This window comes from Bordetella tumbae, assembly GCF_054780995.1.
Window position 1 is genome coordinate 73,161 of record NZ_BAAGVG010000015.1, and the last position, 22,346, is coordinate 95,506.

A 22,346-nucleotide genomic window follows, 5' to 3' on the forward strand; every position below is an offset into this window, starting at 1 on the left:
TTACTGCTGTTGTGCGAGAAATTCCGTCAAGACACGGCCGGTATGCGAGCGTTCGCGCAAGGTCATCACGTGTTCGGGCGAACCCTCGGCGACCAGTTGGCCGCCTCCGGTGCCGCCCTCGGGGCCGAGGTCGAGCAGCCAATCGGCCTCGGCGATCACGTCCAGATTGTGCTCGATCACGACAACAGTATTGCCTGCCTCGACCAGGCGATGCAGCACGTGAATCAGTTTTTCCACATCGGCCATCGACAGGCCGACCGTCGGCTCGTCCAATACATACAGCGTGTGCGGAATGCGCGAAGCACGGCCTGTCGTGATGACGCCCTCGGTCAAGCGGGCTTTCGACAGCTCTGTGACCAGCTTGATGCGCTGCGCCTCGCCTCCGGATAGGGTGGGCGAGGGTTGCCCCAGTGTCAGGTATCCCAGCCCCACGTCCTGCATCAGTTGCAAGGGACGATGAATTTTGGGATGCGCGGTGAAGTAGCCCAGCGCATCGTCGACCTCCATGTTGAGCAACTCGCCCGCGTTTTTGCCGCGCATTTGTACTGACAACGTGTCGCTGTTGAAGCGTGCGCCGTTGCAGGCATCGCAGGGCACTTTGACGTCGGGCAGGAAGTTCATTTCGATGGTGCGCATGCCCTGGCCTTCGCAAATGGGGCAGCGGCCATCGCCGGTGTTGAACGAGAACCGTGCGGCGCTCCATCCGCGCATGCGGGCCTCGCGCGTATCGGCGAATTGGCGGCGCACGTCATCCCAGAACCCGATATAGGTGGCCGGGCAGGACCGCGGGGTTTTGCCGATGGGTGTCTGGTCGACTTCCAGGACGCGATCGATCGTCTCCCAGCCGCTGATGCGTTCGCAGCCGTTCCAGCGCGGGGCTTTGGATTGCGAGACGGCTTGCAGCAGGTTGTCGAGCAGGACCTCGCGTGCGAGCGTGGACTTGCCGGATCCGGACACGCCCGTGACGACGCTGAGACGGCCAATGGGAATTCGGGCATCGACATGGCGCAGATTATGCAGGTGTGCGCCATGGATCTGAATCATCTGCGTGTCATCGTCGACCGCGCGGCGGCCATTGAGCGGATGCTTCAAGGGCTTGGCCAGATAACGGCCGGTGACCGACTCAGGTGCGTCGATCAGGTCCTGCGCGCTGCCTTGCGCCACAACGCGGCCGCCGCGCACGCCTGCGCCGGGGCCAATGTCGATGATGTGCGAGGCACGGCGGATGGTGTCGTCATCGTGCTCCACCACGACCAGCGTATTGCCGTTGCCTTCGAGACGGGCCAGGGCGTCCAGCAATATGCGGTTATCACGTGGATGCAGGCCGATGGTGGGCTCGTCCAGCACGTAGCACACGCCTTGCAGGTTCGAGCCCAACTGTGCCGCGAGCCGGATGCGTTGGGCTTCGCCGCCCGACAAGGTGGGTGCGGCACGATCCAGCGCCAGATAATCCAGGCCGACCTCTTTCATGAAATTCAGGCGGCCGCGAATTTCCGTCAGGATATCGCGCGCAATTTCGCCCTCGCGGCCGCGCGCAACCAGGCCGGTGAAAAAGGTGTGTGCCTCGGAAACCGGCATGGCGGCGAGCTCGGCGATGGAGCGGTCACGCCAGCGCACGGCTCGCGCTACGCGATTCAGGCGCTGGCCATCGCAGACCGTGCAAGTGTGAGCCTCGCCATCGTAGCCCGCGTTCCAGGCGGATTCCTCGCCGGTTTGCTCGGCGTCGAAATCCTGCAGTTGTACGCCCGTGCCAAAGCATCCCGTGCACCAGCCATGTTTGGAGTTGTACGAAAACAGGCGTGGGTCCGGCTCTGGAAAGCTGGTGCCGCACGAGGGGCAGGCGCGTTTGACCGAGAAATGCTGCTGCTGCAGCTCGCTGTCGAGCGCCTCGTGCAGTTTGTTGACCGGCCAGACCATGCTGAGGACGCCTTGGCCGTGTTCCAGGGCCTGTTTGACGGCATTGCGCAGCGCCGCCTCGTTGTCGGGATCGACGATCAGATCGGCGATCGGCAACTCGATGGTGTGTTCCTTGTAGCGATCCAGGCGCGGCCACGGACTGACGGGAATGAACGTGCCGTCGACCCGCAAATGCGTGTAGCCCTTGGAGCCCGCCCACTTGGCCAAATCGGTGTAGTAGCCCTTGCGTGCAGTGACCAGCGGCGCGAGCAGGCCGATATGCTGGCCCTTGTGCTCGCGCAACAGGCGCGCCACGATCTGGTCGGTGTTTTGCGGCTCGACGGCGACCTGGCAGTCGGGGCAATATTGCGTGCCCAGCTTGACGTACAGCAGGCGCAGAAAATGGTGAATCTCCGTCATTGTGGCGACGGTGGATTTACGCCCGCCGCGGCTGGTGCGCTGTTCGATCGCGACCGTGGGCGGAATACCGAAAATCGCGTCCACATCCGGCTTGCCCGCAGGCTGCACGATGGCGCGCGCGTAGGCATTCAACGATTCCAGATAACGGCGTTGGCCCTCGTTGAACAGGATGTCAAAGGCCAGCGTGGATTTGCCCGAGCCCGAGACGCCGGTGATGACGGTGAACTTGTCGTGGGGAATCTCGACGTTGACGTTTTTCAGGTTGTGTTCGCGCGCATTGCGTATCTCGATGGCTTGCGCCTGGCGCCGGCGGCGCATGAGAGATTGCAGCGGCGTACCGGCGCTTTCCGCATAGGTGGCGGCGGGCTCGGCCAATGTGAGGGCGGAAGAGGCTGACGCGGCGTCAATGTCAGTATCTCCAGCCGTGACTGCCTCGATGGCCTGGCTCGGCAATACGCTGACTTCGTAGTCGCGTAACGCCGTCCCGGTATGCGAGTGCGGGTTGTCCATCAAGTCTTGCGGGGTACCGACACCTACGACGAGGCCGCCGGCGTCGCCACCTTCGGGGCCCAGGTCGATCAGCCAATCTGCGGCGCGGATGACGTCGAGATTGTGTTCGATGACCAACAAGGTATGGCCTGCCGCGAGCAGCTTGCGGAATGCGCGCATCAGGCGCGACACATCGTCAAAGTGCAGTCCGGTCGTCGGCTCGTCGAACAAGAACAGGCTGCCTTTTTTAGCAACCTTGGCGGTCGAGATGCCACTGCGCGCGGCTTCGGCCAAATGGCCGGCGAGCTTCAGGCGCTGGGCTTCGCCGCCGGATAACGTGGGGACGGGTTGTCCTAATCGTACGTATTCGAGACCCACATCGGCCAAGGGCGCCAGCCCGGTCTGCACATCGCGCAAGCCTTTGAAAAATTCCAGGGCCTCGCTGACGGTCATCTCCAGGACCTCGTCTATCGAGGCGTTCTTGCCCAGGTGTTCGATGCGCACCTCGAGGACTTCGGGACGGAATCGCCGTCCGTCGCAATCGGGGCAACGCAGATAGACATCGGACAGGAACTGCATCTCGACATGCTCGAAACCGGTGCCGCCGCAGGTGGGGCAACGCCCGTCGCCGCTATTGAAACTGAACGTGCCTGCGGTGTAGGCGCGTTCCTTGGCGAGCGGCGCTTGGGCAAAGAGCTTGCGGATCGCATCAAAGGCCCCGACATAGCTTGCCGGATTCGATCGTGCGGTCTTGCCGATAGGCGTCTGATCGACCATGACCACGTCGGCAATCTGCTCGGCGCCCAGCAGGCGTTCAAACGGGCCGGGGGCCTCGGAGGGCTTGCCTTGGTATTTGAGCAGGGCCGGATACAGCACATCCTGGACCAAGGTCGATTTGCCCGAGCCCGACACCCCGGTAACACACACGAGACGGCCGAGCGGCAGTTCGATAGAGACGTTGCGCAGATTGTGTGCGGTCGCGCCCTCTAATAACAGGCGCGGCGTGTTGGCAGCGACGGGCATGGGGCGCGGCGCCTCGACACGTTGGCGTCCGCCCAGGTAGTCGCCAGTGAGCGTGTGAGAACTGCGCAACTGGGCGGGCGTGCCGTCGAACACAATACGTCCGCCGCGTTCGCCCGGACCCGGCCCGATGTCGATGATGCGATCCGCAGCCACCATGACTTGAGGGTCATGTTCGACGACGACCAGGGTATTGCCGGCCTGGCGCAACCGATGCATGACTTCGACGACGCGGTGCATGTCGCGCGGGTGCAGCCCGATAGACGGCTCGTCCAGGACGAACAGGGTGTTGACCAGCGAGGTGCCCAACGCCGTGGTCAGGTTGATGCGTTGTACTTCGCCGCCAGACAAGGTGCGGCTTTGACGGTCCAGCGTCAGATAGCCCAAGCCCACGTCGCAGAGAAATTTCAATCGCGCGCGGACTTCGGTCAGCAGCAGATCGGCGGCGGCATCCAGCACGCCGGTAAACGAGAGCGTGTCAAAGAAGCTGCGCACGCGTTCGATGGGCAACTGCATGACATCGTGAATCGACAGGCCGTCCAGGGACTCGAGCTGTTCACGGCTCCAGGCCGCGCCTGCGGGCATGAAACGCGTATAGCGCCCGTCGCCCGGCGGCAGAACTGCATCGGCCTCGGCCTTGGTCCCCAAGCGCCACAGCAAGGCATCGGACTTGAGACGCGCGCCATGACACGTCGGGCAGGGGGTATAGCTGCGGTATTTGGACAGCAGTACGCGCACATGCATTTTGTAGGCGCGGCTTTCCAGCCAGGCAAAGAATCGATGTACACCGTACCACTGGGTTTTCCAGGCGTTGTTGCCGCCTTTCCAGTCGGGATCGCCATGCAGCACCCAATGGCGCTGTTCCTCGGTCATGGATTTCCATGGCACAGAGAGCGGGATACCCGCGCGCGGTGCGTATTTGGCCAAATCGTCCTGGCATTCCTTGTACGAGGGCGTTTGCCAGGGCTTGATGGCGCCTTCGTTCAAGGTTTTGTTTTCGTCAGGGATGACCAGGCCGTAATCGATGCCGATGACGCGCCCAAACCCGCGGCAGGTTTCGCAGGCGCCGAGCGGCGAGTTAAAGGAAAAACTGCTGGGTAGCGGATCGGTGTATTCGATATCGCAGTCTGCACAGTGCAGGCGATCGCTGTATTTCCAGACCTGTGCGTCGGCGCCTTCGTCGTCGAGCGCATGAACGGCCATGTGGCCGCCGCCCATGCGCAGCGCGGTATCCAGCGCCTCCATCAGGCGTTCGCGTTCTGCGCTGGAATGACGGAATCGGTCTTGCACTACGTGCAGAATGCGGCGTTCGTCGTTGGTCGTTGCGGTTTTGGCCTTGCTGGCGGTCTTTGCGCGTTTGCTGGCGACCCTGGTTGCCGACGGTGCACGGGTTTCTTCGTGGTGCACGCGGGTGTAGCCCTGCTGCTCGAGAAAGCCGCGAACCTCGTCTTCTGTGAAGTTGGCGGGTACGGCAATCGGGAACGTAATGACTAGGCGCGGGTCGCCCGCCGCCGGTGCGCGCCGCGCCAGCGAGGCGGCAATCGAGTCGGGCGTATCGCGCCGCACGAGCTTGCCGCAGCCGCGGCAGTAGAGCTTGGCGCCGCGCGCGAAGAGCAGCTTGAGATGATCGTTCAGCTCGGTCATCGTGCCCACGGTGCTGCGCGAGCTGCGCACCGGGTTGGTCTGGTCGATGGCGATGGCGGGCAAAATGCCCTCGATGCGATCGACCTGGGGTTTGTCCATGCGGTCCAGAAACTGGCGTGCATAGGGCGAAAAGGTTTCGACGTAGCGGCGCTGGCCCTCGGCATAGAGCGTATCGAACGCCAGGGAGCTTTTGCCTGAGCCCGACACGCCGGTAATGACGACGAGCTCGCCGGTGGCGAGCGTCAGATCCAGGTTTTTCAGGTTGTTTTGGCGGGCGCCGACGATGCGAATTTGAGAGCTCATGACGAGGGAACGATGCGTGGACGAAGCGGAATCAGACCAGAATCCGCGGACGATAGGATATCGCTGAGATATCTGTATATTTAAACAGTATCTTAGATTACCGCTAATCCGTGTAATTGTCGCGTGAATATCCTTGGCCAGGGCTGGGGCCGGGCTCGATTTGGCTGCTGGCAGCGTTTAAGGCTACAATGCTGAGTTATCCAATTTCTGCCACCAGCCTGTGGCCCGTCAGTATTGCAGCGTAGTTTGTCTATGCTTTGATACTGGGAACGTCGGGCGGGTTTGGGCACTATCGAACCTTACCGGAGATCATCATGGCTGAGCGCAAACGTGTGCGTCGTAACACCCTGGAACGCCGTTGCCTGGGCAAGTCTTTCAAGCGCTTGTTCGTCAACGCCCCCAAAGGTGTTTTCAAGATGCTGGAAAAAATCAAACGCGTGTAATTCTTGCGCCTTGATGTAAAAAACCACCGATTATGTCGGTGGTTTTTTTTTTGCCGCCGGGCCGCCCCAAGGCAAAAAACGGCCCCCTCGGGGGGCAGCAAGCCGAAGGCGCAGCGTGGGGGCTTTTTTTACCGCCGGGCCGCCCCAAGGCAAAAAACGGCCCCCTCGGGGTATGTTTAAACAACCGGGTCCAGCCAAGGACGCAGAAAATCCATGAAGGCCCGCGTTTTGGCGGGCATCACAGGGGTCGGCAGTTCGGCATAGACCGAGAGGGGCTCCAGGCGCCATTGCGGCAGGATGCGCCGCAAGGCGTTGCTGTCGATGATGGGAGCCAGGGCTCGGCAATTGGGCAATCGGGTGATGCCCATGCCCAAGCCAGCCAATGAGCCAATCACACTGATACTGTTGCCCGCGATAGCGCCTTTGACGGCTACACGTTCGCTGTGTTGGCCGTTATGCAGCACCCAGAATGAATGTTCCGGGTCGATCGTGGTACGAAAGCACTCGTGCTCTGACAGGTCGGAAGGCTGCTGCGGTTCGCCGTGTTCGCGCAAATAGTCGGCCGACGCGTACAGATGAGTGTCCAGCGAGGCAATTTCCTGCGCGATCGATTCTTCGGCGGCGCCAGGCTCTGACGCGGGGGCGCTGCGGCCGAAACGCAGGACCAGATCGAACGGGCCGCCTTGCGAGTTTTCGGCGGCTTTCATGCTCATGTCGAACTCGCATTCCAAATCGGGGTAGCGTTCGGTGAAGGCCTTTAACGCATCAGGCAACAGCCAGATCGCGATGCTGTAGGGGATCGCAATGGTGAGCCGTCCCTGCGGACTGGCTGACAGGGTCTGCAGTTGTTCATGCGCCAGGCGGGCTTCGTCAACGAGACCTTGGCATCGTCGCAGGTAAGCGGCGCCGGCATTGGTCAGCTCCAGGCGCCGGGTGTTGCGGTTGATGAGCCGTAATCCAATCGCTTGTTCCAGTTGGCCGATGCGGCGTGACAGCGTCGAGGTCGGCATGGCGAGCGCTCGTGCGGCCAGACTGAAGCTCTTGCGGCGAGCAACTTCGACAAACAGCGCGATATCGTTTAACTGGATAGGATGAGTGTCCATAGGTCGTCCGTGGCAGCCGCCAGAGTTTACCTGCTGGATGGCATTTTGTTCGCGGGTGGCGTCAGACAATGACGACATGCCTGTTTCACTACGGCAGAATTTGCAAAATTTGTTTTCAAAATGGCTGTTTCGGAATACCTCCCGGGTCTAAATATCCTCCTACACTTACCCAGTTTTTACTTGTAAGCAGCGTGGCTGCCGTTGGCGCGCTTGCGCAGACCTGTTTGATTGCATGAGTGAGCCTCAATACACGTTCACGATACTGACGCCCACTTATAACCGGGCAGGCACTCTGTATCGTGTGTACGAATCCCTGAAACGGCAGGTTTGTCGTGATTTCGAATGGTTGGTCGTAGACGACGGATCGACGGATCGGACTCACGAAGCGGTCCGGGCATGGCAGGCCGAGGCCGAGTTTCCCATCAGATATATCTGGCAGAAAAACCAGCATAAAAAAACGGCATTCAATCGAGGCGTACGTGAGGCGTATGGCGAGTTCATCATTACGCTGGACAGCGATGATGAGATGCCGCCGGAGGGACTGCAGATATTGAAGGACGCCTGGGAACAGATTGCGCCGGATCAACGCGAGCGATATGTGGGCGTGATGGGCCTATGCGCCCGGCCCGACGGTGACATTGTGGGAGATCGTTTCCCGCAGGACATTTTCGATGCGTCCGCCGTCGATCTGTATTTCCGTTATCGAATCAAGGGCGAAAAATTCGGCAGTCTGCGTACGGCTGTGCTGCGCCGTTTTCCTTTTCCCGAGGATGTGGCGGGCTTTGTGCCCGAGAGCCTGATCTGGTGGGCGATGGCGCGGGCGGGATACTTGAACCATTGTATTAACCGCGTGGTTCGGGTTTATCACCCGAGCCCGGACGGGTTGAGCAGGGGGGCGGTATCGATTCGCAATAATGCGCAGGGCCTGTATTTGCTGGCGTGGGATGTGCTCGAACACCACATGGAGTGGTTCCGGTTTCGGCCCAAGGATTTCTTGATGGCTGCTGCGCGGTTTACGCGGTTCCGATTGGATCTGGAGCACTCGGGCGTACCCACGGCAGTGCAGGCCTATCCGCTGACTCGGCCGACAGCCAAGATGCTGGTGGGGTTGATGTGGCCGGTGGGCTATATGTTGTACCGGCGGGATCAGCGGCGCGGAGTGGCTTAGGTCCCACCAGGATGATTTTTACCTGGCCCGCTCCCCGGTTTCAGTGAATGCGATGTCCAGGAGGGAGAGCGGCGTCGTAGTCGCCGTCATCATCCTCGTCATCATTTTCCTCTTCTTCCTCGTCTACATCAGGCAAGGGCTCATCGGACAGCGCAAAGGGCAGGACGTCCAGCAGGTCGTCGGACCAGGCGGTTTCTTCGCCGGATTGGTCCAGTTTGACGAAGCGTTCGCCTTCGGCCAGAGTGATCTGGATGGCCCAGAGGTAGAGGCAATCGTAGGTATCATTGTCGGTGGGGCTGAGGCCGCCACGATTACCCAGGAGGCGGGCCTGCGGCCCTCCCAGTTGGACATGGGGTTGCTCATCGTCTTTGGCGCTTTGCTCGACGGGTATGCCAAAGCTGACCCATTCGGTGCCTTCGTCACCCAGCACGACTTCGGCCAGAACGGGTTTGCCTAGGTAGGCGCTGAGGGCGTCAGCGGTTTTGGCGAGCATGTCGAGCTCCTGGGAGCTGAAATGCGTCAATGAGGCCGGGGGCGTGGAGGAGGCGGTCATGATGGGTCCTGATAGGGGCACTGCGTGCGATCCAGGCAATGCCGGTTGCAGCCGTATATACGAAACCCATATTGTCGCTCGTTTCTCAAGCACGGCGGCGATGTTCACGATACAGCGCTAATATCGCGGCTTTGCTTGCGCAAAGTCTGTTGTCATGTCGAATGCTGTAACGGCGCCATCGGCGCGCCATATGTTGTTTCCACTATTGGCGGCGTTGATCTGGTCATTGAATATGGTGGTGACCAAGATGGCGGCCGATGTGATTGAGCCGGCCGTGATCGGGTTTTATCGCTGGGTGCTGGCCGGCGTGATCCTGACGCCTTTTGTGTTGCCCGGCGTATTGCGTGGCTGGCGTGCGATCGTGCCGCATCTGGGCAAGCTGGCCGTATTGGGCGCGCTAGGGATGGCGGTGTATCAAGGGTTGATTTATGTGGCGGCGGCGACGACCACGGCGACCAATATGGGCATCATCACTGCCATGGTGCCGCTATTGACGATTGTGCTGGTTTGTATCGTGCTGCGAGAGTTGCCGGCCTGGACGGCGGTGGCGGGCGGCGCCTTGTCGCTGCTCGGGTTGGGCGTATTGCTCGGCGAGGGGAATCCCCTGCGCTTGCTTGAGGTCGGCGGCAGCATCGGTGACGGGTTGATGGGCGTGGCGGCGCTGGCTTATGCGATGTATGGCGTGTTGCTGCGCCGTTGGCCCTTGCCGATCGGGGTGTGGCAGTCGCTTTACGTGCAGGTGTTGTTCGGCATTTTGTTTCAGGTGCCTTCGTTTTTGTTGGCACCGGCTTCGCCGTTGAATGCCAGCAATATTCCGTTGGTCCTGTATGCGGGGATTTTTCCTTCGTTGTTTGCACCGTATCTGTGGATGCAGGGTGTGCGTTATTTAGGACCGAATCGGGCCAGTATTTTTTTGAACCTGATGCCGGTCGGCACGGTAGCGATTGCGGCCTTCATGTTGAACGAGGTGCCGCATAGCTATCACATTGTGGGTGGTCTGATGGCGCTGGCGGGAGTCAGTCTGGCGCAATGGCGGCCGCGCAAGGCTGACTGAGGCTATTCCGGCCTACAATCATGGCTTCCCTCTGATTCGTCTTTTTTTGCATAAGAGTCCATGGCCCAATACGTCTACACCATGAATCGCGTTGGCAAGATCGTGCCGCCAAAGCGACAGATTTTGCGTGATATTTCTCTTTCGTTTTTCCCCGGCGCCAAGATCGGCGTGCTGGGCCTGAACGGTTCGGGCAAATCCACTTTGCTCAAGATCATGGCCGGCGTGGACAAGGAAATCGAAGGCGACGCCGTACCCATGCCGGGGTTGAATATCGGCTATCTTCCGCAGGAACCTCAGTTGAATCCCGAGCACACGGTGCGCGAGGCCGTCGAAGAAGGCCTGGGCGCGGTGGTGAACGCCAAAAAACGGCTGGATGAGGTCTATGCGGCCTACGCCGAGCCCGATGCCGATTTCGATGCCTTGGCGGCCGAGCAGGCCGAGCTCGAGGCGGTGATTGCCGCGGCCGCATCGAGCGGCGCGGACGATATCGAGCACCAGATGGAAATCGCGGCCGATGCGTTGCGTTTGCCGCCCTGGGATGCGACTGTAGGTAATTTGTCGGGCGGTGAAAAACGTCGCGTGGCCTTGTGCCGCCTGCTGCTGTCCAAGCCTGACATGCTGCTGCTGGACGAGCCGACCAACCACCTGGATGCGGAAAGCGTCGAGTGGCTGGAGCAATTCCTGCATAAATTCCCGGGCACGGTGGTGGGTGTGACCCACGATCGCTACTTCCTGGACAATGCGGCCGAGTGGATTCTGGAACTCGACCGGGGTCATGGTATCCCGTGGAAAGGCAACTACAGTTCCTGGCTCGAGCAAAAAGACGCTCGCCTGAAACAAGAAGAAGCCTCGGAATCGGCTCGCCAAAAGACCATCAAGAAAGAACTCGAATGGGTGCGCCAGAACCCGAAGGGCCGTCAGGCCAAGGCCAAAGCCCGTCTGGCGCGGTTCGAGGAGCTGTCTTCGTACGAGTACCAAAAGCGCAATGAAACCCAGGAAATCTTTATTCCCGTGGGCGAGCGTTTGGGTAACGAGGTCATCGAATTCAATAACGTCAGCAAAGCCTATGGCGACCGTCTGCTGATCGACAACCTCAGCTTCAAGGTGCCTCCCGGCGCGATCGTGGGCATCATCGGTGCCAACGGCGCGGGTAAATCTACGTTGTTCCGCATGATTGCCGGCCGCGAGCAGCCGGACTCGGGCAGCGTGGTGCTGGGTCAAACCGTGCAATTGGCCTTTGTCGATCAGTCGCGTGACTCGTTGCAAGACGGCAAGTCGGTCTTCGACGCTGTGGCAGACGGGGCAGATCTGTTGACTGTGGGCAAATTTGAAATGTCGTCGCGGGCTTATCTGGGCCGCTTCAACTTCAAGGGCGCCGACCAGAACAAGGTTGTCGGGCAATTGTCGGGCGGCGAGCGCGGCCGTTTGCATCTGGCCAAGACGCTGGTCGCGGGCGGCAACGTGCTGCTGCTGGACGAACCGTCGAACGATCTCGATGTGGAAACCTTGCGTGCGCTCGAGGACGCCTTGCTCGAGTTCCCGGGCAGCGTGATGGTCATCAGCCACGATCGCTGGTTCCTGGATCGTATCGCGACGCATATCCTGGCATTCGAGGGCGATTCGCAGGTGGTGTTCTTTGATGGCAACTACCAGGAATATGAGGCCGACAAAAAACGCCGTCTGGGCGAAGAGGGCGCCAAGCCGCGCCGTTTGCGCTACAAGGCTTTGAAATAATCTTTGACATAGGTCCTGCTAGCCATGTTGCTCAACGCCGCTGATTCGACATTGTTGATCGTGGATATGCAGGAACGCCTGCAGCCCGCGATTTCCCAGGCAATGGAGTCTGCAGCGGTGGCTCACAAGCTGGCCCAGGGGGCTCGCTTGCTGGACGTGCCTGTCGTCGCGACTCAGCACAGCAGTGCGGCGTTGGGCAAGACCATCGCGCCGTTATGCGAGTCGGTGCAGTCAGTGTTTCAAAAACGGCATTTTTCTGCCGTGCGAGAACCAGGCTTCGAAGCCTGGCTGCCCCCGGCCCGGCGCACGATTCTGGTGGCTGGCTGGGAGGCTCACGTTTGCGTGCTGCAAACGATTGTGGGGCTGCTTGAACTGAATTATCACGCGGTTTTTGTCACCGATGCGGCCGGCTCTCGCCGTCCTGCGGACCACTATGCTGGCCTGCGGCGTATCCGGGCGTCGGGCGCGACGGTCATTACTGCCGAGATGGCCTTGTTCGAATGGATGGAGACTTGCGACCATCCTCGCTTTCGTGACGTGTTACAGCTCGTGAAATAATCCCGACAACAGGCTACGGTCGCGTGGGGCGATCAGGGTTATTACCTACCCATGGATACAATTTATCGGTATCCCTCACAGCCTGGCGGGGCACTTTTTGAGATCCTGACGGTTCATAAGAGTGCGGGGGTGTTTTCGCCGTGGGGCGGCTCGCCGGCAAGAACAGGAGTCTCAAATCATGATGAAAATCGGAACTATCTCGAAAGTGGGTATGGCTATTTTGCTGGCAGTTTCTGTGGCGGGCTGTTCGTCATGGGACAGCATGAGCCGTCGTCAAAAGAGCACGGTGGGCGGCGCAGCCGTGGGCGGTGTGGCCGGTGCCGTGATTACCAACGGTGGTATCTTGGGCACGATCGGTGGCGCTGCGTTGGGCGGTATCATCGGTGATCAGGTCGGCAAATAACGCCAGACTGCAGCGCGAAGCCATGTGCATGGCTTCGTACTGCACAAGGAATGATCACAGGGATAGCGTTTGATTTGCGCTTAGCTGGTATTCCAGGGTTTGATATGACAAAGGGCCCCGACTATACGTCGGGGCCCTTTGTCATATGACAGCCAAGATGCCGCGATCAGGCTTCTTTTTGCGGCATTTCGATTTTGACTTCCAGCACTTCCAGGGTGTCCTGGCGTTCCAGGTGCACCCTGATGTCATCAGGGTTGATGTTCACGTACTTGGAGATGACGGCGACCAACTCTTGCTGCAGTTGCGGCAAGTAGTCGGGCGATGCGCCACGGCCCGTGCGTTCGTGTGCCAGGATGATCTGCAGGCGTTCCTTGGCGACTACCGCCGAAGTTTTTTTCTGCCCAAGCAGAAACGACAGGAAAGACATTGCTTACTTCCCTCCGAATAGGCGCTTGAGCAAGCTGGGTTTGTTGTAGTCCGTGAAGCGCAGTGGTTTTTCTTCGCCGAGATAACGTGCGACGACGTCCTTGTAGGCTTCGGAAACGTCGCTGTCGCGCAAGTGGATGGCGGGCAGGCCCTGGTTGGATGCCTGCAGTACGGCTTCGGACTCGGGAATGACACCGATGAGCTTGATGCGCAGGATGTCTTCGATATCGCTCAAGGACAGCATTTCGCCGTCATTGACACGCTTGGGGTTGTAGCGTGTCAATAGGAGGTATTCCTTGACGGGATCTTCGTCGGCCTCGATGGCACGACGTGATTTGGAGGCCAAAATCCCCAGAATACGATCGGAATCGCGCACCGAAGAGACTTCGGGATTGGTGACGACCAGCGCATCATCGGCGAAATAGGCCGCCATCAATGCGCCTGCTTCAATCCCGGCCGGCGAGTCGCACACAATGTAGTCGAAACCCATTTCCTTGAGTTCTTCGATGACTTTGCCGACGCCTTCTTGGGTCAGCGCATCCTTGTCGCGTGTTTGCGAGGCGGGCAGGACAAACAGGTTTTCCAACTGTTTGTCTTTGATCAAGGCCTGCTTGAGCGTGGCTTCGCCCTGGATGACGTTGACGAAGTCATACACGACGCGGCGTTCGCAGCCCATGATGAGATCCAGGTTGCGCAGGCCGACGTCAAAGTCGATCACGGCGGTTTTGTGGCCGCGCATGGCCAGACCGGAGGAAAAGCTGGCGCTCGTGGTGGTCTTGCCGACTCCACCCTTTCCGGAAGTCACCACAACAATTCGTGTCATGACTGTTTAACCCTTATGTTCGAATAAATCGCGTTATCGTAAAGCAAAAAGCCTATGTAAGGCTTCTTACAAGATGTAGACCTCGTTATCGGATGGTGTATCCGATAACGAGATCCATGTTTGGTTCATTTCTTCAGGGCGTCGACGCGCAGTGTTTCGCCGTCGAGATGCACGAGCGCAGGTTGGTTGTGCAAGGCACTGTCGAGTTTGGCCTCGACGACACGATACACGCCTGCGACTGCCAGCAATTCTGCGTCAAGCTGCGTGGTGAAAATACGCGCCGAGGTATCGCCGCGTGCGCCCGCCATCGCTTTGCCGCGCAAAGGGCCGTACACGTGCACATTGCCATCGGCAATGACTTCGGCACCTTGGCTGACCATGCCGATGACGACCAGATCGGTATGCCGTGCGTAAACGCGTTGACCTGAGCGTAGTGGTTTGGTGATGACCAACGCGGTGGTGGGAACGGCCGGAGCTGGCTCAACTGATGCCGTCTCGGGTGTTGCCGAAACCGCTACTTTGCCGGGGGCATCCTTGCTCGTGGAGGCCGCTGCTTTGCCAGTCTTGGCCGAGCCCTTGTCGGTTTTGGCCGGCGCAGAGGCTTTGTTCGCCGAGGCGTCTTGAGCGGAAGCCGTCGACGTGGTCGCGTTGTCGGAGGCTTCGGCCTCGTTCGTCGCGGCAGATCCCGTCGCTAACGCGGCTGCGGGCACGCCAGGCACCGGTGTCGAGACATGGTTGGGCGGCGCCATCTCTACCGTGGCGGCGGGGCGCGCGACGGGCGTCGACAGCTCGACGGGCGCCAGGCCCGCGGCTTGGGCTGCCTTGAGATTATCGCCTTCGGCGACCACGCCGATGGGAGGCAGGTTGTGGCCGCGCAGCGCGGCGAGCAGGGCCGGCCAATCGATGGGGTCTGTCACGCGGCTGGCGTCGATGACGACCGGTTCGTTTTCAAAAAAACTGCCGGCGTCGGCCATGCGCTGATCCAGGGCGGCGGACAAGCGCGTCAAATCGGCGCTGTGCAGCACCACGCGGATGGCATACAGCGTGGCGCTTTTGAAGTCGAGGGCGAGGGAGTCTGTCGTCATGGTCAAAATCAGGCCGTGGCCCAGGAGTCGCGCAACGTCACGATGCGATTGAGTACGGGGGCCTCGGGGGTGGAGTCCTTGCTGTCCGCGGTGAAATAACCCAGCCGTTCGAATTGCCAGGTAGCACCCGGCGTGGCGACGGTGCCGGGTTCCAGCCAGGCCGTCACGGTTTCGCGCGATTTGGGGTTCAGGCAAGCCAGGAAGTCTTTGTCACCGCCATCGGGATGCGGATCGGCAAACAGGCGGTCATACAGATGCACCTTGGCCGGGATGGCATGCGCCGCGCTGACCCAGGTGATGTTGCCCTTGACTTTGACGCTGTCGGCGCCCGGCGTGCCGCTCTTGGTGTCAGGCAGGTACTCGGCCTGGACCTCGGTGATCTGGCCAGATTCGTCTTTGGTGAAACCGGTGCAGCGCACGACGTAGCCGTATTTCAGGCGGACGGTGTTGCCGGGATACAGGCGGAAGTACTTTTTGGGAGCCTCCTCGCGGAAGTCGTCGCGTTCGATCCAGAGTTCGCGCGAGAACGGAAACTCGCGTTTGCCGGCGTCGGGGTCGTGGGGATTGCGAGGCGCCGAGCAGAGTTCCTCTTGGCCAGCCGGGTAGTTGGTGATGACCAGTTTGATCGGATCCAGCACGGCCACGGAGCGCGATGCGATGGGGTCCAGGTCGTCGCGCACGGCTTGTTCCAGCAGGCTGTAGTCGATGCGCGAGTCGGATTTGGACACGGCGGTGCGATCGCAGAACAGGCGGATGGAGGCCGGCGTGTAGCCGCGGCGGCGCAAGCCGAATATCGTGGGCATGCGCGGGTCGTCCCAGCCGTCGACGTAGCCCTCGCGCACCAGTTGCAACAGTTTGCGCTTGCTGGTGACGATGTAGCTGAGGTTCAGGCGGGCGAATTCGTATTGGCGCGGCAGGGGGCGCGCCAATTTGCCGAGCTCGGCCAGGCGCGCCAGGATCCAGTCGTAGAACGGACGCTGGTCTTCGAATTCCAGCGTGCAGATACTGTGGGTGATGCCTTCGAGGGCGTCTTCGACCGGATGAGCCCAGCTGTACATGGGGTAAATACACCACTTGTTGCCGGTGCGGTGGTGCGTGGCATGCCGCACGCGATACATCACCGGATCACGCAGGTTGATGTTGGGCGAGGCCATGTCGATCTTGGCCCGCAGCACCAGACTGCCGTCGGGGTACTTGCCGTCACGCATGTCGGCCAGCAGGGTCAGCGACTCCTCGGCCGGACGATCCCGCCACGGCGAGGCCTTCCCCGGCTCGGTCAGGGTGCCGCGGTTCTGGCGGATCTGCTCGGGCGTCTGCTCGTCGACGTAGGCATGGCCGGCCTGCACCAGCGCCTGGGCGAATTCGTACATGAATTCGAAATAGTCGCTGGCGAAATACAGGTTGTTGTTACCGTCGGCCTTCCAGTCGAAACCCAGCCAATTTACGGCTTCGATGATGGAGTCGACGTATTCCTGGTCTTCTTTTTCGGGGTTGGTGTCGTCAAAGCGCAGGTGGCAGACCCCACCGTATTCGCGGGCGAGCCCGAAATTGACACAGATGCTCTTGGCGTGGCCAATGTGCAGGTAGCCATTGGGCTCCGGCGGAAAACGGGTGCGGATGCGCGCGGTGTCCGGCTCGCCCTGGGACTGTATCGAGGCTGGGCCAGGCGTGCCGGACCAGCGCTTACCTTGGTAGCGGTTGGCCTGCAGGTCATCTTCGATGATGTTGCGCAGATAGTTGGTGGCGGCAGTCGGAGTCGGGGCGGTGGTCATGCTGAATGGATAGGTGAATGCAGCAGCAAAGCATCAATTTTGCCACGTTCGCACTCCGATGCCGTCGCGGCCCATCTCCCGCGTTCAGGAAACAGGCTCTACACTACCGGCCATCATGGATATTGTTCCCCTCTTGCTGGCTCGGATCCAGTTCACTACCAGCCTCAGTTTTCTGGCGCTATTTATGGCATTGGCGTTCGCGCTGGCCTGGTTGCTGCTGTTTTTCAAATTGCGCGCGCACGGCACCGGGCAGGCCGGATGGACGGCCGCCTATCGATTCTGGGTGCGCATTTTTGCCTTGTCGTTCGTGTTGGCTCTGGCGGCCGGGTTGCCGGTATTGATCCAGCTGGGCAGTCTGTGGCCCGGCCTGATGGACAAAATTGGTAACGTGGCCGCGCCGCTGATCGGCTTTGGCGTGCTGTCGGTGTTTGTCCTGAAATCCTGTTTTCTGGGCGTCATGCTGTTTGGCCAGCGCCGGGTCTCGAACTGGGTGCATACCTTTGCGGTATTCATGGTCGCTGTGGGCCAGGGCGCCGCACTGTTTTGGGTGTTGGTGCTGCAATCATGGGTACAGACTCCCGCCGGCGCGACGCTGATTGACGCCCGTTACCGGGTGCTGGACTGGCAGGAGGTGATATTCAATCCCTCTCTCGGCTGGAATCTCGGGCTGATGGCGTTGTGGTCGCTGCTGGCGGCGGCTTTTTTGATGCTGGGCATTACCGCGTTGCAAGCTTTGCGCCGTCCCTTGCAGGATGGAGAGCGCTGTACGTTCAAGACGGCATTGGTCGTGGCGGTGGTGGCTTCGACGCTGCAGGTCCCGGTCCTGAATGGGGCAGGTCGAGTCATGGCGGAACACCAGCCGGCCAAGGCGGCCGCGGCAGCGGGCTATTGGAAAAGCGGTACTGTGCCGAGTTGGACGGTATCGGGTCTGCCTGACAGTCGGTCGGAGGTCAATCGCTATGACTGGACGCTCGAACAAGCGGGCGGCAGCTGGCTGGGGCGTGATGAGCAGGGGCGTTATCTCGGGCTGGATAAATTTTCCGGCATGCGTCCGCCTGTGGGGCTGACGTTCTGGACGCTGCGTGCGATCTTGGTATTGGGTGTGTTGATGTTGCTCGTATCGTGGGCGACCGCAGCACTGACACTGCGGCGCAAACTGGATCCAGCCCCTTTACCGGCGTGGTGGCTGCGTTGCATGGTGGGCATGTTGTACAGCGGCGGGCTGATGGTGTTGGGGGGCGGAGTGTTTTCATTGGTGGGCATGCAGCCCTATGTCGTCAATGCCACCATTACACAAACCGAAGTCCTGGGGACTGCCAGCACGACCTCGTTGGCGCTGGGGGTAGCAGGCTTTGGCGTGTTGTATATCGTGTTGATTGCAGCGTTTAACGGCATGTTGTTTCATGCGGCTCGTTACGGCGTGGTGCCGGTACGCAAACCCGGAGGACCGTCTCAATGATCGCCGCACTGGCCGCTTCCCTGGGCGTCAACGCCAACGATCCGACGTTCTGGATTCCGTTGGTGTTCATGGGGCTGTTGTTTTTGCTGATTATCGGCGGCGTGGTGCTCGATGGCTTTGATATTGGCGTGGGCATGTTGTTGCCTGTAGCGCCGGTCGATGAGCGCGGACGCATGATGGCGCTGCTGAGCCCCTGGCGCGATGCCAACGAGTTTTGGCCGCTGCTGGGTATAGGCTTGTTCGCCGCGGCTTTTCCGCTGGCGTGGGGCGTTATTTTTGGCAAACTGTATGGGCCATTGGCGCTGATGGCCATGGGCATGATGTTGCGCAGTGTCTCGTTTGAGTTCCGGATTCGCGCTCGCGCCGAGTTGAAATCACGATGGGTGTTCGGGTTCTGGCTGGGGTCGTTGGCGACGGCATTCGGGCAGGGGCTGGTCTTGGGACGTATCGCCACGGGGTATCAGACGGAGGCGGGCTACGGGTGGTTTTCTGTGGTGATGGGCTTGTGTGTGGTGGCTGCCTATGTGCTGCTGGGCGCTGCCTGGCTCGTCATGCGCGTGGACGGGGATTTACAACGCCGTGCAGCCCGCTGGGGACGTCATGCCATTCGCTGGACGGCTGTGGGGATGGTGGCGGCCTCGGTGATGCTGGGGCTGGCTAACGCCGGGATTTTCTACAAGTGGAGCAATCCCGGGGGATTTGCGACGGTTGCAGGGGTCTGGGCGATCATGCTGCTGTGTTTCTCCTGCGCCGAGATGTTGCTGGCTCGTGTGCCCCGGGAGGAGTCGCCGTATCAATGGCTGCCATTTGTGTTGTGCATCGTGCTGTATTGGCTGATGCTGGCGGGGTTGGGGTATAGCTTGTTTCCCTATCTGATTCTGGATGATATGACGTTGTGGGATGGGACGGCGTCGATTGAGTCCATGCGGCTGGTGCTGTCGGCTGCGGTGGTGGGGGTGCCTGTGGTATTGGTGTTTAATCTTTGGGCTTATCGGTCGGTGTTTGGGAAGGAACGGCGGGGGTGACCGTTGGTGCCCGTGGTTGTCGTTGAGTCTGGGCTCGTACGTTCGGTGATTAGTTCTTCTGGCGTCGAGCATGGGCAATCACGGCGTGGGGGCTTCGCGTGGCCGGTCGGCCGCCTGCGCGGCCGACACCGCTTCGTCAACCTCGTCGCTGCGCTCCTTCGGTTTCCCTCGCTTGACCACGAGGCGCCCCCACGCCGTGATTGCCCATGCTCGACTCGCGATGTCTCAAGCTCGCCGCATCGCTGGGACGGGTGCCTTGCTTAGGCTTCGTGGGGCAGGCTTTGGCAAGGAAGAAGATTTTGCAGGGTTGTTATTTTTGGCCGCCTACGGGCGCGGCCAAAAATAACGTTGGGGCGTGGTGTACCGGAGGTTTGGGGTTGGCATCTTTGGCCTGCTGCTGCTGTGAGTTCCTGTCGGGTGCCCAATGGCTATGCCGGCCCGTTGAGCGACGGGTAGTCCCCGAAGGGGACCTCGGCGCCTGGTTTTGCGCCGAGCCGTTGCGATAGGGCCGGCATAGCCATTGGGCACCCGACAGGAACGCCTTTCCAGAGACACCAACGATCAGCAAACGCCCCATAGCCGTCCATGCCAAGAAACACCTGCAGCCTCAAAACCTAGGCAGTCAATGCCAACGGCAAACTGATACGCACCAACAGCCCCCCGCTTTGGGCCTCTAACAATGTCAGCTTCCCACCGTGCGCCCGAGCAATGGCATCGGCCAGCGCCAAACCCAGGCCGACGTTGCCAGTGCGGGTACGTGCATCGTCCAGTCGGGCAAAGGGACGTAAGGCTTCGGTACGGCGCTCTGGGGCAATGCCGGGGCCGTGATCTGCGACGTCTAGGATGGCGAGTTGGCCATCGCGTCGCAGGGTGATGTCGATGGGCGGCTCGCCGTGGTGCAGGGCATTGCCGATGAGGTTGTCCAGCAGGCGCCCCAGCGCGACGGCGTCGCCTTGGACGGTCATGGCGTCTTCCGTGGCGTCCAGCGTGATGGCGGTGCCGGTGCTGGTCCAGCCGCCAACGCGATCGGCCAGCCATTCGGGTACGGATAGCGGGGCGTAGCGATAGGCTGCGGGGTCTGTGCCGCGGACAAAGCCGATGAATTGGTCCACCATGTGCTGCATGTCCTGCAGGTCTTTGCGCAGGCCTTCTTTGAGGGCTGGGTCATCGGCCATCTCGATGCGCAGCCACATGCGCGATAAGGGGCCTTTCAGGTCGTGCGGCAAGCCAGAGAGCAGGGTGCGCCTCACCGAATCGGATTCGGCCAAGGCGTCCAGCATGGCGTTGAAACGTTCGCCGAGTGCGCGGGTTTCGCGTGGGCCAGATGGCTCTACGCGCTGGGGTTGTCCTGCCGCCAAATGATCGGCGGCTTCGGCCAGGCGGGTCAGTGGGCGGGTAATGTGCCAAGAGAATCCCGCTGCCAACAGCAGGACCAGGCCCAATCCGCCTAACCACACGGCGATCGTGGGAGTCGAGACAGAGGGGTCCAGGCGCTCCAGCGGGATGACCAGCCATTCGCGCAGCCGGGGGGCGTCTTCGGTGTCGGCGTTACGGGCCAGGGATATGTAAATCTCGGGCTCGGGGCCGTGTGACAGCGCGACGCGGGTCCCATCGTTGAGCCGGTCGTTGAGTTCGCGAATGGGACCACGCAGGTCGCGTCTCAGGTCGTCCTCAGGGGGCGGGGGACGCGGGCGTTCTGTGTCACGGCTCTGGTTGCCGCCATCGCCAGGCATGGCAGGACGGCCCGGGTTTGCTGCGGCGCCTGGTGTACGAAGGTCGTTGTCGCCGTTGTTGGCACGAGGCGGTGGCGACGATGGCGCAGAACGGCGATGTGGGCGCTGCAGTTGGGCCTCGGCAGGCAATGTGCGCGACCAGAGCCGCCATTGGTTCTGCGAGGCATTGCGTACGAATTCGGCACGGTCTTCGGCCGGAATCTGAGACAGAGACGCGCGTAATGTGCGAATGGTCGTGGCGATATAGCCGATGGCGACGTCTTCGAGAAATTTCTGGCGATAGTAGGACACCGTGGCCAGGGTAGCCGCCTGGGCCAGCAGCACCGCGCCGAGCACGAGCAGGATCAGGCGCGTACGCAGCGAACGCGGCAATAGGAATCGGGTCAGGCGGCGCATGCGCAGGCGGGCCGCTTAAGGCGAAAACCGATAACCGATGCCCCAGACGGTCTGGATCCAGCGAGGTTGTTTGGGGTCGTCTTCGATGGCGCGCCGTAACCGCAGGATGGCAATGTCGATAGCGCGATCGTTGCGTTCGCCGCCGTCGTCGTCACGCGCCAGCGCCAGCAGACGCTCGCGCGACAAGGGTTTGCCTGCGTTGCGAACGAGGGCTTCCAGCAGGTTGATTTCTCCGCCGGTCAGTTTCACGGCCTCGCCGTCGCGCAGCAACTGGCGCATGGTGGGGTCGAACGTAAAAGGACCAAACGTCACTGCAGCGTCTTTCGTCAACGCAGAAGGGCCGCGCTTGCGTCGTAATACGGCTTCAATGCGGGCCAGCAGTTCCCGCGGGTCAAAGGGCTTGCCCAAATAATCGTCGGCGCCGGCCTCCAGGCCGATGATGCGGTCTACGGCTTCGTCGCGAGCGGTCAGCAAGATGACCGGAATGTCTTCGCCTTGTTCCCGCAGACGGCGACAGGCATCCGCGCCGTCGCCACCCGGCAGCATGCGGTCCAGCACCAGCAGGTCGGGCGCGTAGCGCGCAATGCGCGCGGTCAGGTCGCTGGCATCCGGCGCCAACAGGGTGTCGTATCCGTGGCGATTCAGGTAATCAGCGAGCAATTGCCGCAAGGCCGGGTCGTCGTCGACGACCAGCAGCTTGGTATGTGGTGTATCCATGTCGCCATAGTGGCCGTGGAACGGGCCGGGAGCAAGAGGGAGGAAACGGATTGAAATATACCGTGACTGTCGAGAGGGTCACGAAAGCGGCATGGTATTTCAATAAAATGTAGGTTGATCTT

General features: G+C 60.9%; 17 protein-coding genes. 8 read left to right on the top strand and 9 right to left on the bottom strand.

The features are described from left to right. On the bottom strand, positions 1–5,772 hold the full coding sequence (gene uvrA / locus ACYVI2_RS12570) for an excinuclease ABC subunit UvrA (RefSeq protein WP_415820160.1): 5,772 nt from the start codon (positions 5,770–5,772) through the stop codon (positions 1–3). Positions 5,773–6,086: 314 nt separating this feature from the next. On the opposite strand from uvrA, the gene ACYVI2_RS12575 reads away from it, so the two are divergent. Further along, on the top strand, positions 6,087–6,215 hold the full coding sequence (locus tag ACYVI2_RS12575; RefSeq protein ID WP_005016451.1) for a hypothetical protein: 129 nt from the start codon (positions 6,087–6,089) through the stop codon (positions 6,213–6,215). A gap of 176 nt (positions 6,216–6,391) precedes the next feature. On the opposite strand, the gene ACYVI2_RS12580 is transcribed toward ACYVI2_RS12575, so the two are convergent. Further along, positions 6,392–7,318 carry a LysR family transcriptional regulator gene (locus tag ACYVI2_RS12580; protein ID WP_415820159.1) on the bottom strand — a complete coding sequence of 309 codons (927 nt, stop codon included), beginning with the start codon at positions 7,316–7,318 and terminating at the stop codon, positions 6,392–6,394. A gap of 232 nt (positions 7,319–7,550) precedes the next feature. On the opposite strand from ACYVI2_RS12580, the gene ACYVI2_RS12585 reads away from it, so the two are divergent. Next, the gene (locus ACYVI2_RS12585) at positions 7,551–8,486 is read left to right on the top strand and encodes a glycosyltransferase family 2 protein (RefSeq protein ID WP_415820158.1); all 936 of its coding nucleotides are present in this window, start codon (positions 7,551–7,553) and stop codon (positions 8,484–8,486) included. A gap of 40 nt (positions 8,487–8,526) precedes the next feature. On the opposite strand, the gene ACYVI2_RS12590 is transcribed toward ACYVI2_RS12585, so the two are convergent. Next, positions 8,527–9,039, bottom strand: coding sequence for a hypothetical protein (locus tag ACYVI2_RS12590; protein ID WP_415820157.1), 513 nt, complete (start codon positions 9,037–9,039; stop codon positions 8,527–8,529). A gap of 154 nt (positions 9,040–9,193) precedes the next feature. On the opposite strand from ACYVI2_RS12590, the gene ACYVI2_RS12595 reads away from it, so the two are divergent. The 4 genes from ACYVI2_RS12595 (at position 9,194) to ACYVI2_RS12610 (ending at position 12,788) form a co-directional block, all read left to right on the top strand. After that, on the top strand, positions 9,194–10,093 hold the full coding sequence (locus ACYVI2_RS12595; protein WP_415820156.1) for a DMT family transporter: 900 nt from the start codon (positions 9,194–9,196) through the stop codon (positions 10,091–10,093). 60 nt (positions 10,094–10,153) lie between these two features. Continuing rightward, entirely contained in the window at positions 10,154–11,827 is a 1,674-nt protein-coding gene (gene ettA, locus ACYVI2_RS12600) for an energy-dependent translational throttle protein EttA (RefSeq protein ID WP_415820155.1), read from the top strand. A gap of 24 nt (positions 11,828–11,851) precedes the next feature. Further along, the gene (locus tag ACYVI2_RS12605; protein ID WP_415820154.1) at positions 11,852–12,385 is read left to right on the top strand and encodes an isochorismatase family protein; all 534 of its coding nucleotides are present in this window, start codon (positions 11,852–11,854) and stop codon (positions 12,383–12,385) included. Positions 12,386–12,566: 181 nt separating this feature from the next. Then, positions 12,567–12,788 carry a glycine zipper 2TM domain-containing protein gene (locus ACYVI2_RS12610; RefSeq protein ID WP_094820162.1) on the top strand — a complete coding sequence of 74 codons (222 nt, stop codon included), beginning with the start codon at positions 12,567–12,569 and terminating at the stop codon, positions 12,786–12,788. 166 nt (positions 12,789–12,954) lie between these two features. On the opposite strand, the gene minE is transcribed toward ACYVI2_RS12610, so the two are convergent. The 4 genes from minE to ACYVI2_RS12630 all read right to left on the bottom strand — a co-directional run bounded on the left by minE (position 12,955) and on the right by ACYVI2_RS12630 (position 16,894). After that, positions 12,955–13,215 (bottom strand): cell division topological specificity factor MinE, encoded by a 261-nt coding sequence (gene minE, locus ACYVI2_RS12615; protein ID WP_094819981.1) that lies wholly within the window; start codon positions 13,213–13,215, stop codon positions 12,955–12,957. A gap of 3 nt (positions 13,216–13,218) precedes the next feature. Then, positions 13,219–14,037 (bottom strand): septum site-determining protein MinD, encoded by an 819-nt coding sequence (gene minD, locus ACYVI2_RS12620; RefSeq protein ID WP_415805700.1) that lies wholly within the window; start codon positions 14,035–14,037, stop codon positions 13,219–13,221. 125 nt (positions 14,038–14,162) lie between these two features. Then, positions 14,163–15,122, bottom strand: coding sequence for a septum site-determining protein MinC (gene minC / locus ACYVI2_RS12625; RefSeq protein ID WP_415820153.1), 960 nt, complete (start codon positions 15,120–15,122; stop codon positions 14,163–14,165). 8 nt (positions 15,123–15,130) lie between these two features. Then, positions 15,131–16,894, bottom strand: a complete 1,764-nt coding sequence (locus tag ACYVI2_RS12630; RefSeq protein ID WP_415820152.1) for a glutamine--tRNA ligase/YqeY domain fusion protein — start codon at positions 16,892–16,894, stop codon at positions 15,131–15,133. Between the two features lie 115 nt (positions 16,895–17,009). Between ACYVI2_RS12630 and ACYVI2_RS12635 the strand changes: the two genes are divergently transcribed. Further along, the gene (locus ACYVI2_RS12635) at positions 17,010–18,353 is read left to right on the top strand and encodes a cytochrome ubiquinol oxidase subunit I (RefSeq protein WP_415820151.1); all 1,344 of its coding nucleotides are present in this window, start codon (positions 17,010–17,012) and stop codon (positions 18,351–18,353) included. Beyond that, on the top strand, positions 18,350–19,378 hold the full coding sequence (locus ACYVI2_RS12640) for a cytochrome d ubiquinol oxidase subunit II (protein WP_415820150.1): 1,029 nt from the start codon (positions 18,350–18,352) through the stop codon (positions 19,376–19,378). Before ACYVI2_RS12635 ends, ACYVI2_RS12640 begins: the two co-directional genes overlap by 4 nt. 614 nt (positions 19,379–19,992) lie before the next feature. Here the strand turns inward: ACYVI2_RS12640 and risK are convergent. Beyond that, positions 19,993–21,507, bottom strand: a complete 1,515-nt coding sequence (gene risK, locus ACYVI2_RS12645) for a sensor histidine kinase RisK (RefSeq protein ID WP_415822385.1) — start codon at positions 21,505–21,507, stop codon at positions 19,993–19,995. A 15-nt stretch (positions 21,508–21,522) separates the two neighbouring features. After that, a complete protein-coding gene (locus ACYVI2_RS12650) occupies positions 21,523–22,224 on the bottom strand; it encodes a response regulator (RefSeq protein WP_094819988.1) in 702 nt (233 codons plus the stop codon). Between the last annotated feature and the right edge of the window lie 122 nt (positions 22,225–22,346).